The sequence below is a fragment of the Culturomica massiliensis genome, from assembly GCF_900091655.1.
In the GTDB taxonomy this organism is placed as follows: domain Bacteria; phylum Bacteroidota; class Bacteroidia; order Bacteroidales; family Marinifilaceae; genus Culturomica; species Culturomica massiliensis.
Genome location: NZ_LT594621.1, coordinates 580395 through 593401 on the forward strand (window position 1 = coordinate 580395; position 13007 = coordinate 593401).

At 35.7% G+C, this 13007-nt stretch carries 12 protein-coding genes and 3 pseudogenes; 9 read left to right on the top strand and 6 right to left on the bottom strand.

Annotated features, from left to right (window positions below; translation table 11 throughout):
- Positions 1-204 precede the first annotated feature (204 nt).
- From BN8908_RS03555 to BN8908_RS18870, 5 genes and pseudogenes are all read left to right on the top strand, one after another.
- The gene (locus BN8908_RS03555) at positions 205-435 is read left to right on the top strand and encodes a helix-turn-helix domain-containing protein (RefSeq protein WP_068689108.1); all 231 of its coding nucleotides are present in this window, start codon (positions 205-207) and stop codon (positions 433-435) included.
- Between the two features lie 940 nt (positions 436-1375).
- Positions 1376-3118 carry a DUF4365 domain-containing protein gene (locus tag BN8908_RS03560; protein WP_068689110.1) on the top strand — a complete coding sequence of 581 codons (1743 nt, stop codon included), beginning with the start codon at positions 1376-1378 and terminating at the stop codon, positions 3116-3118.
- A gap of 443 nt (positions 3119-3561) precedes the next feature.
- A pseudogene (locus BN8908_RS19130) lies at positions 3562-3883 on the top strand (transposase); the annotation flags it as partial.
- Between the two features lie 197 nt (positions 3884-4080).
- Positions 4081-4989, top strand: coding sequence for an Abi family protein (locus BN8908_RS03570; protein ID WP_068689114.1), 909 nt, complete (start codon positions 4081-4083; stop codon positions 4987-4989).
- Between the two features lie 509 nt (positions 4990-5498).
- Positions 5499-5720 (top strand): annotated as a pseudogene (locus BN8908_RS18870) (Arm DNA-binding domain-containing protein); the annotation flags it as partial.
- A 341-nt stretch (positions 5721-6061) separates the two neighbouring features.
- On the opposite strand, the gene BN8908_RS03575 reads toward BN8908_RS18870, so the two are convergent.
- Positions 6062-6904 (bottom strand): helix-turn-helix domain-containing protein, encoded by an 843-nt coding sequence (locus BN8908_RS03575; RefSeq protein ID WP_068689116.1) that lies wholly within the window; start codon positions 6902-6904, stop codon positions 6062-6064.
- Between the two features lie 109 nt (positions 6905-7013).
- Here BN8908_RS03575 and BN8908_RS03580 point away from each other — a divergent pair, with 109 nt between their 5' ends.
- The 3 genes from BN8908_RS03580 to BN8908_RS03590 are packed head-to-tail and all read left to right on the top strand — an operon-like array spanning position 7014 to position 8787.
- A complete protein-coding gene (locus BN8908_RS03580; protein ID WP_068689118.1) occupies positions 7014-7523 on the top strand; it encodes a nitroreductase family protein in 510 nt (169 codons plus the stop codon).
- 11 nt (positions 7524-7534) lie between these two features.
- Positions 7535-8143, top strand: a complete 609-nt coding sequence (locus tag BN8908_RS03585; protein ID WP_068689120.1) for a sugar O-acetyltransferase — start codon at positions 7535-7537, stop codon at positions 8141-8143.
- Complete coding sequence (locus tag BN8908_RS03590; RefSeq protein WP_068689122.1) at positions 8137-8787, top strand: HAD family hydrolase; 651 nt, start codon at positions 8137-8139, stop codon at positions 8785-8787. Before BN8908_RS03585 ends, BN8908_RS03590 begins: the two co-directional genes overlap by 7 nt.
- Before the next feature lie 299 nt (positions 8788-9086).
- Here BN8908_RS03590 and BN8908_RS03600 read toward each other — a convergent pair whose 3' ends face one another.
- The 5 genes from BN8908_RS03600 to BN8908_RS03620 all read right to left on the bottom strand — a co-directional run bounded on the left by BN8908_RS03600 (position 9087) and on the right by BN8908_RS03620 (position 12304).
- Positions 9087-10427 (bottom strand): permease, encoded by a 1341-nt coding sequence (locus BN8908_RS03600; RefSeq protein ID WP_021988519.1) that lies wholly within the window; start codon positions 10425-10427, stop codon positions 9087-9089.
- A 10-nt stretch (positions 10428-10437) separates the two neighbouring features.
- Positions 10438-10671 carry a thioredoxin family protein gene (locus BN8908_RS03605; protein ID WP_021988520.1) on the bottom strand — a complete coding sequence of 78 codons (234 nt, stop codon included), beginning with the start codon at positions 10669-10671 and terminating at the stop codon, positions 10438-10440.
- Between the two features lie 11 nt (positions 10672-10682).
- Complete coding sequence (locus BN8908_RS03610) at positions 10683-11390, bottom strand: aromatic aminobenezylarsenical efflux permease ArsG family transporter (RefSeq protein ID WP_021988521.1); 708 nt, start codon at positions 11388-11390, stop codon at positions 10683-10685.
- Positions 11391-11394: 4 nt separating this feature from the next.
- Positions 11395-11829, bottom strand: coding sequence for a nitrophenyl compound nitroreductase subunit ArsF family protein (locus BN8908_RS03615; RefSeq protein ID WP_021988522.1), 435 nt, complete (start codon positions 11827-11829; stop codon positions 11395-11397).
- Positions 11830-11977: 148 nt separating this feature from the next.
- A complete protein-coding gene (locus tag BN8908_RS03620) occupies positions 11978-12304 on the bottom strand; it encodes an ArsR/SmtB family transcription factor (RefSeq protein ID WP_021988523.1) in 327 nt (108 codons plus the stop codon).
- A gap of 173 nt (positions 12305-12477) precedes the next feature.
- On the opposite strand from BN8908_RS03620, the pseudogene BN8908_RS18875 reads away from it, so the two are divergent.
- Positions 12478-12571: pseudogene (locus BN8908_RS18875) on the top strand (DUF5712 family protein); the annotation flags it as partial.
- Positions 12572-13007 lie beyond the last annotated feature (436 nt).

A 13007-nucleotide genomic window follows, 5' to 3' on the forward strand; every position in this document is an offset into this window, starting at 1 on the left:
CACAAACGCTGCAAGTAAGAGGAGAAGTCGTTTTATATAGGGTATGTTTCTTTTCATGATTTGATTATTTGTTTTGTTTTTTATTATCAGATATTTATAAAGATGGTATTGAAACATAAGGAATAAAATTACGTTTCGTTTATCGCCTATTGGCGTTTAAGTGACCCATGAAAAATGCCTTAATTGCATAAATTTTAAACTTAAATGGCGTTAGCTGATATAGAACAATATGTGATTGATAAAGTAAGAGCTAAAAGGCTTGAACTGGACTGGACGCAGGAAGATTTATCTGCTGCCTCCGGGTTGTCACAAGGTTTTATCGGTGATATCGAATCCGGGAAAAGAGGGAAAAAGTACAACTTTAAACACGTCAATATCTTTGCTAAAGTGTTTAAATGCTCTCCTAAAGATTTCTTGCCTGACCATCCGTTTTGAACAGAATATAAGGCAATAAAGGTATTTAGACTATCCATATTAAAAACGTGGAATATTGTTAACTATCCGCCTAAAGGCTCTGCAACAAGCCCGTCCAACAAACAGTACAATAATTCCACGTATGAAACATGAAACTAATTGTCTATCTGGTTGGACTTTTGAATGTTGCAGATTCTTAGGCCAAGATTTCCATTTAGTTTACAGAACCATTCCGATAATTTAGGAATGGTTTTTTATTTTTTATGTCTTTCTCTCTTTAGTTTATAAATATCTCAATTATAGCATAAATAATATTTCGCAGACCTTCTTACATAAAGGCTTGACTTTGATTACAAAGGTAGAAAACTCTTTGAATACCCCCAAAAGTTATCAAAATATAATTTCTCTGTAATTACATTCTTATAGCTGTCCAGACGTCCAGACGTTCCAACGTCAATACGTCCAGATGTCCAGACGCTCCAACAGAAGAATATCCATCTGTAATACAGTTAGCTAATGATTTATACTTACTACACAGTATTGAGCAGTATCATCTAACTAACTTCTTCTTAAAATCTAAGGAAATACTTTATCATCTGAAAGTAAACCTTGTTAGCATCAGCTAACAGCAAGATGTGTTCCGAGTAACCCGGAACATTTCGGTTACCCGAAAATCTTGCCCCTTGCAGGGGGAAAATCAACCTCCAAAGTCGGCCGATTAAAATGACTAACGATATGTAAAATTCAATTTTCAATAGAACATAAGAAAATTAAAGTTAGATATATATCTATATTTAATGAATAAACAATTTAAATTTGAACAACATAGATAATGTTTTTATATATATTCGCGATAAGTATAAAATGTATGGTATAAACATTCCAAAAATATGACCTCATTAGGAAAAGGGAGGTGTTATATTATTTCATTAATATTTGAATAATTTATTATCGGAGAATAATGGACATAGAAAAATTGGCTACGGCTGCAGTAACAACATATATCTCAAAAACAGATTGTTTATCTCCTTTTATTAGCGAAGGAGATAAAGAACCTTCATGGGATGGTAATATCTATCTTTTTGGAAGTAGTCAAAAAAGAAAAGATGATTTTATAGGTAGAGTTTCTGTGCAAGTGAAAGGAAAATATTTAAAAAAACTAATTGATAAATCAAAGTACAAATACCATGTTGATATATCCGATCTACGTAATTATGAATTATATGGAACAGCATACTTTGTGGTTTTAATAAATGAAAAAAAGGATACATTCATATATTATAATTTGTTTCATCCTATTGATATTAAACGTATTATTTCAAGAGTAGGTAATCAAAAAGGAACTAACATAGAATTTAAAGCTGTTCCTTCTTATGAGGATATTACATCAATTCTTATTAATTTTAATGATAATTGTCATAAGCAGATTTCTTTTGTTAAGAATCCTTCTTTTAAAGTGCTTGACCTTAACTCTATTAAAGAAGAACAATTACCAATAGAATTCAGTATTTCTTGTTCTGGGAAAGATTTATCGGTTGTATTTGATTATATGTTTACGAATGAAGTGTTTCTATATGCCAAATCGCCCGTAGAGGGTTATCCCAATAAACCTATTGACAAAGTTTTGATTCAGCAAATTGAAGGTGTAGTTAATAAAAAGGTAACAATAGATAATATCGTCTATTTTGATGAGTTTGTAATACAACAAGCTAAGGGAAAGTTTAGCTTTAACCTTGGAAAGTGTATTATAATAGATTATTTCGATAATAAACCGTGTAAATTTAATATAAATCTTAACCATACTCTAAAAGAACAGATTGTCGCATTGAAGTTTATTATTGAATTATGCAAAAAGTCCAGTTTTAATTTAGGTAATAAAAAATTGCATTTGAGTAATAAGGCTAATTTTGATATAAAGACTTACGAAAGACGTTTGAAGGGCTTACAGAGTATTCAGGTCGTACTTGATATTCTGAAGGTTCAAGAGGATTTAATTATTGAATATGGTAAGTATAATGATAATCATTATTTGTTAGAAATACTAATAAAGGTACTTGTAAATAAAGAACCATATAACAATAGTAAATGGGGTGATATCCAACGTGTAGATATGAAAATATATAATATCTATTTACCATTGATATTTGTAAAAGGTAAAAATGGTGAACCAGATACATTTATAAATATATTAACTTCAGATATTGATATAACTTTAAGTTTTGAAAATGGGAAAATAATTCCTGCACCGCAATGTATATTGTTGGGTCAGAAAGATTACCAATCAATATCCAATTTATACTACAAGCATATTTTTAAATCACTTACTAGTTATGGAAATGAAGCTCTATTAATAGAAAGGATAAACCTTTCAATGCTTTCGATGCTTTTGGCTTATGATAAGATACATAGTAAAGAACTATTAGATTTGTCTATTTCATTGTCTGAATGGTTATTTGTGATGGGAGATTCGTTACCAATTGAAATAAGATTACTAAACAAATTACAAGCTATAAGGAGACTTCGTTCTTTAAATGCTAAAGAAATAATTGGTTTGAGAGAAATTACTCAGGATTGTAAGAAGCCTAATATACTTGCAGCCGTATATTTGTTATTAGATGAAAAAGATAAGGCAAAACAATATTATGAACAGATTGAGAATAAGAATGATTTTAATTGTTATCCTATTTATTCGTTTATGAAATAAAAGGAATAGAGTGGAAGTTATTTTTATATAATAGAAGATTTAATGGAAATATTAATACTGTTCAAATCTTTTTCCTATATTTGGTCACGAAACAAAGCAGAAACCGGAAGTCAATTTACTGCCAGTTGATGCCAATAAAACGTTACTAAATCATTACGGTACAAGGGTAACAGTTTAGAAAAGGTTTGAAGATTAGCAAGATAAACGCTGGTGGTTAAAATCCCAGGCGGATCACTTTTCAAGATGAAAAAACGAAGCAAACTCCTGAAATTCAACGAATTTCGGGAGTTTTTGTTTTCAGGCAAACCCTCAAAAAACAACAGATTCCGGTAAGAAAATCTGGTGAAATAGGGATAGTGTCCCGAAAAGTGTGATAGTGTTTCAAAAAGTGTGTAAATCCCATTTTGATTATTTTTGTAATTGCACATCAAAAATGAATTATTATGGAATTTACACAGGAACAAATTACGGAAATAATTTCGGAAATCACAAATGGAGCATCCGGTCTTCCGGGTTTAGTCAAACAAGGTTTAGAGAGTTTAATGCTCTCGGAAACGAAGTCTTCATAATGAAGCTTTATCTGATGTGAGTAACGGTTTCTGAGGCCGTCGGGTATGTCATGGAGGTAAGGTATTCGAATTACGGGTCCCTCGTAGTCGTAAGAGTAATTTTTACCCGATGTTACTAGGCGTGTTGAAAGATCAGGAAGAAGAGGCCCAAAAGCTAGTGAGCAGTCTTTATTGTATCGGTTTAACCACGGAACAATACCATTTAAAAATAAATTGAAGAAACAACTGTTGGATGTTATGGATAATCTAAAGTCTAAAATTTATCAAGAGTTCAAAGAAGATTTAATGAAACAATAGGATGTTTATAAAATAATTATTATCTTTGTACTAACATGCTTACCCCGCTTCCCGTTAGAACAGCGCGCTTAGGGTAAGCTTTTTATTTTTAGTGCTATGAGTACGATTCCGTATACTAAACAGTTGATTTCATTTGAAGAACAGGTCGATCTATTAAAAGATAGGGGAATGTCAGTTGAGAATGAAGATAAGGCAGTTCATATCTTGCAAAACGTAAGTTATTACAGATTGAGTGGATATTGGTATCCGCTTTTGGAAGATAAAGAAAATCATGTTTTTAAACCTGGGGCAACTTTCGATACTGTATTTGCCATCTATAAATTTGATAGTAAACTTCGTAAACTGATTATAACAGAATTAGAAAAAATAGAAGTTGCTGTAAGAACACAGATTGTGCATATTCTATCTCAACGATATGACGGTTATTGGTTTACGAATGCGGCACTTTTTACAAGCCCTACAAAACACGCTAAAGCTTTAATAAAAATTGCCGAGGAATATAACCGTAGTGATGAAGAGTTTGTTACAGCATTTAAGAATAAATATTCAAATCCATTTCCTCCAAGCTGGATGACGATGGAAATAACCTCTTTTGGTTCGCTCTCTATTTTATATAGCAATTTGAAACCGGGAAAGACAAAAAGAGAAATCGCAAATTACTTTGGTTTACCTGATACGGTATTGGAATCATGGCTTCATAGTATTGTATATCTGCGCAATATCTGTGCCCATCATTGTCGGTTATGGAATAGGGTGTTGAGTATACGTCCTTTAATGCCCCGATCTCCTAAAAAACAATTTATACAGGATAAGACAGTTAGTAATAAGAGAACATACTTTATTCTTTGTATGGTTATCTATATGTTAAACACAGTCAATCCGAAACACTCTTTCATTGTCAGGTTTAAGAAATTGCTTGTAGAATATCCGAACATTGATGTAAAAGCCATGGGATTTCCGGTTAATTGGGAAAATGATCCACTTTGGCAATCTGACAACAATTAACTTGCATATTCAAGTAAATCTTTCTACTTTTGATTATCAAATGATGTAAACGGCAGCAACCAACAGAAATCTATCTGCTGCGAAATAGGTGGGGTTTGCAAAACCGTTTTTGTAACTTATTGAAAATGTAAGATATACCACTGGGTATAAAACCCCAGCTGGATCACAAAAACCGTGTCAAAGTCGGTCAATACTTATTGTAAAACCTGTAATATTAAGACATTACAGTTTTTTTGTGTCTTTTGTCAAACCGTCGCCGTCTTTGCATATTGACAATTTAAGCCTAAAAAGGTCACTTATCCGTCCACTATCCTATCCGTCCACGTACTTTTCGCCTTTTTTGCCTAAAATGGCGTGGACGGGAAAAGACGATATGACTGCATAACTCCCACATTGTCTAAGGGTTAAAACATCAAAAATCAGGATGTAAACGTATTTTTGTAACCTTTAAATGTAAACTTATGGGAAAAAGCACAGACAACGGAGTTACATTTTTTATTAACCGTTAAATGCTCGATACGGAAGGTAAAAGATCAATTCGCGGAAATATCGTTATTAACGGAGATCGGAGGAAATTCAGTACCGGCTTACGTATATCTGAAAAAATATGGGATGCCAAATGTAACCAAGCTAAAAGACACAGCCCGGAAGCGCAAAGGATAAATATTTCGTTAATAAAGATAAGAGAGATTATAGAAAACTTAAAAGTCAACTTATTATTAAAAGACGGTTTCGTATCTGCTGTTACTGTCCGGGATGCTTATGTCGAGCTTAGCAAAACACCCGAAAAGAGAGCAAAGGAGGAAGCTATAAAAAAGGCAAAAGAGGAAGAGGAACAGAGAAAAATTGAAGAAGAACGGGAACGTAAGGAATTGGAAGAAATCGGAATAACTTTATTAGAATATTTCGACACATACATAGACTCTCGGAGAAAGGAAGTGGAAGCGGGAGAATTAACGCATGTAACCTACGGTCGTTATCTATGTACCCGTAACCGTTTAATTTTATTTATGTTAGAGGAAATAGTATATATGTTATCGCTGAAACATATTAGATTAAGAATAGATACGCATCATATTGCCTTATTACTTTTTCTGAAACTTGAAGGACTACATCCTTTGTTTTTCTTAAAGAATTTACTCAAATGGCTTTCATCAGTAAATCCTAGTTCTTCGGCAATCTCATTTATTCTCATTTGACTATGTAACAATCTGCTTTCGACCAATTTTAGTTTATAGTTTAATATGTATTGCTGCATTGTTTCGTTGGTATGCTTTTTTATATAACGTCCCAAGTAACTTTCAGATATACCAAAATGCTGACTGATTTCTTTTGCTCTAATTTTACCTGTTTGATAGATATTTGCTTGAATATATTGAAGAATATCGAGAGACTTATCATCTGAACATTCATCGACTTGTTGAGGTAAAAACATAGCTATATTTCTTGCCACAACAATAATTATAGTATTTACCAACTGCGTGATAATCTCTTTGCTATACAGATTCCTATTTACATACTCCCGAATAATTGCTTCAATCATTGGTTTCACTAATAACTTATCCACCTTATTTCTAAGGATGCAACCCGGTTGATGATTTGCATGTTGCAAAATAAATTCTAATCTCTGGATATTCTCTGAACCAAATATGGCTGAATGTATATAGATGTCATTAAACTTGATGTTAATGAATTTTGTAGTTGTATGAATCTCAAAGGAATGAGAATCATTTGGAGTTATCAAGAACAAGTGTCCATCATGATATGGGAACATATTATTGTTAATCCATTGAATACCTGTTCCTGTTAAAATGTAGACCAGTTCAAAAAAAGTATGCTCATGCTCAGTCAATAACGATTCATTATGCTCGTTAAAGCTGATCTCAAATGGTTGATGAAGATTTTCTTTTTTCATACTTCAAATATAATACATAAAGCGGAATTATACCAATATAGCGAAAATATATACCTATATTTGAAATAAAATAGGTATAACTTTGCCATAAATCAAAATTAGATTACTTATGAACTTTTTAGAACTATCAAAACAACGTTATTCTGCAAGAAACTATTCTTCTGATATGATTGAGCAAGAAAAACTCGACTACATTTTGGAATGTGCCCGTTTTGCTCCTTCTGCTGTAAACTATCAACCTTGGCACTTCTTTGTCGTAAAAAGTAATAAACAAAAACGACTGATTCAACAATCTTATCCACGTGAATGGTTTACCGAAGCTCCACTCTATATTGTAGTTTGCGCTGACAGTTCAATTTCTTGGGTAAGAAAATCAGACAATAAGAACCATTGCGATATTGATGCGGCAATTGCAACTGAACATATTTGTTTAGCCGCAGCAGAACAAGGATTAGGTAGCTGCTGGGTATGTAATTTCGATCCTGATATGCTAAAGAATAATCTTCATTTATCTCCCAATATGTACCCTGTGGCAATTATTTCATTAGGTTATGTAAAACAACCACCCGAAAAATCATCTAAGAGAAAAGATATTACCGAAATAGTTTCAATCTTATAAACGCAACAATTATGAAAACAGAAATGGAAAAATGTCTGGCTGGTGAATGGTATGATTGCCACAACCAAGTTTTCTTGGATTTAAAAACCCGAACACATAAGTTATTGATGAAATATAATTCATTACCTTATGAGGATAAAGAAGAAAAACACAGCTTGCTAAAAAAGATGCTAGGTAGTATCGGAATGAAAGTTTCGGTTGCCAGCCCGTTTATCTGTGATTATGGTTGCAATGTACATATAGGAGATAATGTTACTGTAAATACCGGTTGTACCTTTGTGGATTGTAATAAAATCACTATCGGAAGCAATGTTCTTATTGCTCCAAATGTTCAGCTTTATACAGCAACTCACCCTATTGATTTAGATGAACGGTTAGCACCTGTTGAAACAGAAGATGGAATAAAACGAATTCGCCGTACTTACGCTTTGCCTATTACGATTGAGGACGGATGCTGGATTGGTGGCGGTGTAGTAATCCTTCCCGGAATTACAATTGGTTACGGTAGTGTAATTGGAGCAGGTAGTGTTGTTACAAAAGATATTCCGGCAAATAGTTTGGCTGTTGGAAATCCATGTAAAGTAATACGTCAAATCAATCAAACTAAGAAACTATGGTAAAACTGGTAGCTTTTGATTTGGATGGTACAATTGCCGATACAATCCCAATGTGTATCGAAGCCTTTAAGCAGGCAGTATCTCCCTATGCATCAAAAATATTGTCAGAAGATGATATTGTGAAAACATTCGGACTTAATGAAGAGGGAATGATTAAAGAGGTCGTTTCAGAAGATTGGGAAAAAGCTCTGATTGATTTTTATGTGATATACAAAGAAATGCACACAGTCTACATTCAACCATTTGTGGGGATAAGAGAATTGATAACAGAGTTGAAGGAGAACTCAATTATTGTATCTTTAATAACAGGTAAAGGGCAAAGGAGTTGTGATATTACACTTCACCATTTTAAAATGGAAGCTCTTTTTGATAGTATTTCAATCGGATCGCCAGATAGAAACACAAAAGCGGAATCAATGACGGAACTAATGTCAAAATATAATATCCAACCAGCAGAAATGGTATATGTTGGAGATGAATTTTCCGATATTACCGCTTGTATTAAAGTTGGAATACAATGCTTATCTGCTGCATGGATAGCCTCACTCTCAAAAATGAAGAAATTAGAAAAGGAAAATCAAGGATATGTGTTTAGTTCTATCAAATCACTTCATTCTTTTCTAAAGAAAGAAGCTCATTTAGTTTAGATTCATATTCGTTGATTGATTTTAGTATTTTCTGGCATAATGGATATTTATTGGTAATATAAAAGTATGAAATCAGACGTTAAGTCTTTCTATATAATACTTACCATTAAAATTATGCTTATGAATGTATTGTTAAACATGAGGATGTTCGGACTATTTTCTGAAACCTCACAAGAAGTAACTAATAATGATATGGATTTCCCTGTAATCTGGAAAGTTTGTTCCGCTCAAAAGGCGGAACAAACTTGAATACCAAGCAACAGACCTATGGTTAAGGAGAATGTCCTTTTCATTGTATCCTAAAAGATATTTCCAAATACAAACCCCGAAATCGTTGCCATTAAGATGACGAGTGCCACATAAACGACGGTTTTCTTTGTTCCTAACACACCACGAATAACCAGCATATTCGGCAGAGAGAGCGATGGTCCGGCTAACAACAAAGCCAAAGCAGGGCCTTTACCCATGCCGGAAGCTAGTAATCCCTGAATGATAGGTACTTCAGTCAGGGTGGCGAAGTACATGAATGCCCCCGTAAAACTTGCGAAAAAGTTGGATAGCAACGAATTTCCGCCGACCGCCCATTCGATCCAGCTATTCGGGATAATACCTGCGATAGCCGTATTGTCATGCGTAGAACCTAAAAGGAAACCCGCCGTAACCACGCCGATAGCCAACAACGGTAATATCTGTTTGGCAAAACCCCAGGAAGAGAAAACCCATTCTCGATTTTCTTCGTCCCGTTTGTCGAAAAGCAGGATTATGGAGAGTGCGGTGATAGCCACTATCATCGGCACGAGCGGAACCAATTTAGCATTGTCGATGAACAGGCTGGCGGGAATTATGGAAACGGCCGTCACCATAGCTCCGAGCAACACCCACAGGGTACACAATTTCAATATCCTGATTAGCGACCAGCACAACAGAAGCGATAACGCTCCGGTGATATACCACTTATAAGCAAAGATAGTATACCATAGTCCTGTATCGGATGCGGCAGGTGCACCCCAATTTGTAAATACGAGAATAAGCACCAATGTAAAAAAGTGGAAGGAGGTTTGCCACATCGGTCGTTTTTCGGGGGGGGGAACGATGTTCATCTGCTCCTCTTTCTTGGCTTTCTCTTCCTTGCGGAAAATAAAAGACATCAGCAATCCGATAACGACGGAAAAAAGCACAGCACCGATTATACGGGCAATACCCATCTCCATACCTAGAATCCGGGAGGTCAGAATAATCGACAGAATACTGATTGCCGGACCGGAATAGAGGAATGCAATAGCTGGCCCCAAGCCTGCACCCCGTTTATAGATGCTTGTAAAGAGAGGCAGAATCGTACACGAACATACGGCAAGAATACCTCCCGAAACGGCAGCCACCGTGTAGGAGAGCCACTTTTTCGCATTCGCACCGAAATATTTGAGTACCGAACCCTGACTGACGAATACGGCAATTACACCAGCAATGAAGAAGGCAGGCAGCAGACACAATACGACATGTTCCTGCGCATACCATTTTGTAAGGTCGAGTGTGGCATCCACGGCTGTCATAAACCGCTCACTACCGAGCGGCATGAAGAACACGGCTGCAAAGACGATGACAACCCACAAGAGGATTTTCAGTTCTTTTTTCGTATCCATAGCCACATTGTTAAATGCCGAGTAGCTGTTTTATTTCGCTTTCGGAGGGGACGTACCCTTTGATTTTAATCACACCGTCCACCATGACAGCCGGAGTAGCCATCACGCCGGAATTGAGGATCTCCACAATATCCTCTACTTTCATAAGTTTCACATCGAGATTATTCTCGTTGATTACTTTTTCGATTGCCTGATAGGTTGTCTTGCATTTGGCGCAACCTGTTCCCAAAACTCTGATTTCCATATTTCTATTTTTTATAAATACATCATTACACAATAATACATACCGATAATTACGAACAGACCTCCTACGATCCAATTCAGCCATTTTTGAATGATCTGCATCTTACCGTAAAAATTGCTGATATGTTGTACGCTGAATGCCAGGATCCAAGCGACGGCCAAAACAGGCAGTGCGGTAGCCACGGCGAAAAGCACGGGGAGAAGATACCCTGCGGTCGCCGTGGCCGACATCGGGATCAGCATTCCGAAGTAGAAAACTCCGCTTGTGGGGCAGAATGCCATTGCGAACAACACTCCGAGCAGGAGCCCACCCCAGTTGCCTTTGCGTGCCAAGCCCTCGCCGTTGCCTTTGAAACCGAAAGAGGGCAGTTTGAGTTTGCTGCCGGCCAGCATGAATAAACCGATAATCAACAATGCCGGTCCGAGAATAAGCTCTCCGTATTTCCCGATGAACTTTTGAATACCGAATAAGCTGGAACCCTCTTTGAGTATCAGTATCAATACGATACCCAACACCGTGTAAGCGAGCACACGACCGAGCGTGTACAGCAAGCCGTTCAGGAAAATCCGGCGGCGATTTTCAATGTTTTTGCCGATAAATCCGATTGCGGCGATATTCGTTGCCAGCGGACACGGAGAAATTGCCGTCAGCAGTCCCAGCAGAAAAGCCGTCAATACAGGTGTTGTGCTGCTATCCAATAATGTCTGTAACCACTCCATAGCTCTATTTCAGTAAGGCTCTGACTTGCTCGATTACTTTGCTTTTAAATGCGTCGGGAGTAGTTCGGGCATTGGCAAAAGCGTACTCGGTCAGATTCTCGTAACTCTCTTTGCCGTCTTTCCATTTGCTGACGAACAGAGACGACCAGGTAACCTCGTATTTTTCGGCAATCTTTTCATTCTCTGCTTTTGAAATGTCGATTGATTTGAAAACTACCGTTCCGTTTTTCAATTCATCGGCAAATGTCATTTCGATCGCTTCTTTGGCATGCTTTTCTATCGCCATGCAAGTGGCACACCGTTGTTTGCCGTGAAAATACAATACTTCCACACGGTCTTTTTTAGATTGCTCTTCTGTTGCTTTATTTCCTTTTGCATTACCATTGCCACATGCAAACAGTCCGAGGTACATGGCCATCAATAAAATTACATTTTTCATTTCACTTGATTTAATGGGTTTTTGTTATTTGGGTTATCAATTCATCAAAATAATGCTCTGCTCATTGATAAATAGATTGCTTTTTTCATTGTATTTTAGATGTTTGTATTTCGCCAAACTACGAACATTCGAACTAAAAAAATTGCCGCTATTCGCAACAACTTTCTTTCTTGCATACACATTGCCCGAAAAACTCGGCAAAAAGTATAGAGGCAATTTTCCAATTTTCACGATTGATGCAATATTTCACTTTCGGTGTTTCTATCTCTCCTTGTATCAGGCCTGCGTCTTTCAACTCTTTCAAATGTTGCGATACCGTTGCTTTGGAAATAGGCAATACTTCGTGTATATCGCCGAAAAAACAACAATCTTGTTTGGCCAAAAAGTTAAGTATTGCAATTCGTGCCGGATGTCCCATCGCTTTTGCAAAGCGGGCTATTTGTTCTTGCTTCGTTGTATATTCTTTGTTTTCCATGTCTATTCTTATTTGTTGTTCGCAAAATAACGAACAATATTTTATATAGCAAAATAATATGTTGAATTTCTTTTTAGAATTTTATTTCCCTTCTTTCGTTGTGTCTGTATCGGTCAGCCTGCCCGAATTTAAAATTCCGCTACGTGTGTATTTTAATTTATTCCTTAGATCAGATAGTGAGCCGGAAAGACCGCGAATAAAAAGAAGCTATCACTGCTTACTAATCATAAGAACACCAGAAAAGGAATAGTAACAAGTGGTTTTAATACAAAGGTATATCCCGGGGCTGAAACGTCAATGCTAAGCCCTGTGAATTTGGAAAAATTTCTTTCTTTGGATTCCACAAAAAGAGTAAATTTCTTCAAAGCGTTGCCTTATTTATTTTCTCCATATAAAAGATGTTTATCAGAGAAAAAAAGAAAATTACCGTAATTTTTCTCTTTTTACATTCCTTGTTTTCAGCGTACTTAAAATATTTCGGGTCACTCGAAATCCTTGTACTCTTGCAGAAGAAAATCAACCGACTTTAGAGATTGATTAATTATATTGAAACAGTTGAAAAGAAGTGAGATAAATTTGTTTAAATTAAGAATATTGATTTAAAACAATTCATAATATAAATTGCATCCTGTATGATAAGTTTTTGCTGACAATGTTGATTATCTTTGCTGAAAGTAATATTTGGCAATATTCGATGATTTAA

What these genes read in the sequence shown, in the direction of transcription:
- BN8908_RS03555 (WP_068689108.1), top strand. Translation starts at nt 205, where the DNA reads ATGGCGTTAGCTGATATAGAACAATATGTGATTGATAAAGTAAGAGCT.
- BN8908_RS03560 (WP_068689110.1), top strand. Translation starts at nt 1,376, where the DNA reads ATGGACATAGAAAAATTGGCTACGGCTGCAGTAACAACATATATCTCA.
- BN8908_RS03570 (WP_068689114.1), top strand. Translation starts at nt 4,081, where the DNA reads ATGAGTACGATTCCGTATACTAAACAGTTGATTTCATTTGAAGAACAG.
- BN8908_RS03575 (WP_068689116.1), bottom strand. Translation starts at nt 6,904, where the DNA reads ATGAAAAAAGAAAATCTTCATCAACCATTTGAGATCAGCTTTAACGAG.
- BN8908_RS03580 (WP_068689118.1), top strand. Translation starts at nt 7,014, where the DNA reads ATGAACTTTTTAGAACTATCAAAACAACGTTATTCTGCAAGAAACTAT.
- BN8908_RS03585 (WP_068689120.1), top strand. Translation starts at nt 7,535, where the DNA reads ATGAAAACAGAAATGGAAAAATGTCTGGCTGGTGAATGGTATGATTGC.
- BN8908_RS03590 (WP_068689122.1), top strand. Translation starts at nt 8,137, where the DNA reads ATGGTAAAACTGGTAGCTTTTGATTTGGATGGTACAATTGCCGATACA.
- BN8908_RS03600 (WP_021988519.1), bottom strand. Translation starts at nt 10,427, where the DNA reads ATGGATACGAAAAAAGAACTGAAAATCCTCTTGTGGGTTGTCATCGTC.
- BN8908_RS03605 (WP_021988520.1), bottom strand. Translation starts at nt 10,671, where the DNA reads ATGGAAATCAGAGTTTTGGGAACAGGTTGCGCCAAATGCAAGACAACC.
- BN8908_RS03610 (WP_021988521.1), bottom strand. Translation starts at nt 11,390, where the DNA reads ATGGAGTGGTTACAGACATTATTGGATAGCAGCACAACACCTGTATTG.
- BN8908_RS03615 (WP_021988522.1), bottom strand. Translation starts at nt 11,829, where the DNA reads ATGAAAAATGTAATTTTATTGATGGCCATGTACCTCGGACTGTTTGCA.
- BN8908_RS03620 (WP_021988523.1), bottom strand. Translation starts at nt 12,304, where the DNA reads ATGGAAAACAAAGAATATACAACGAAGCAAGAACAAATAGCCCGCTTT.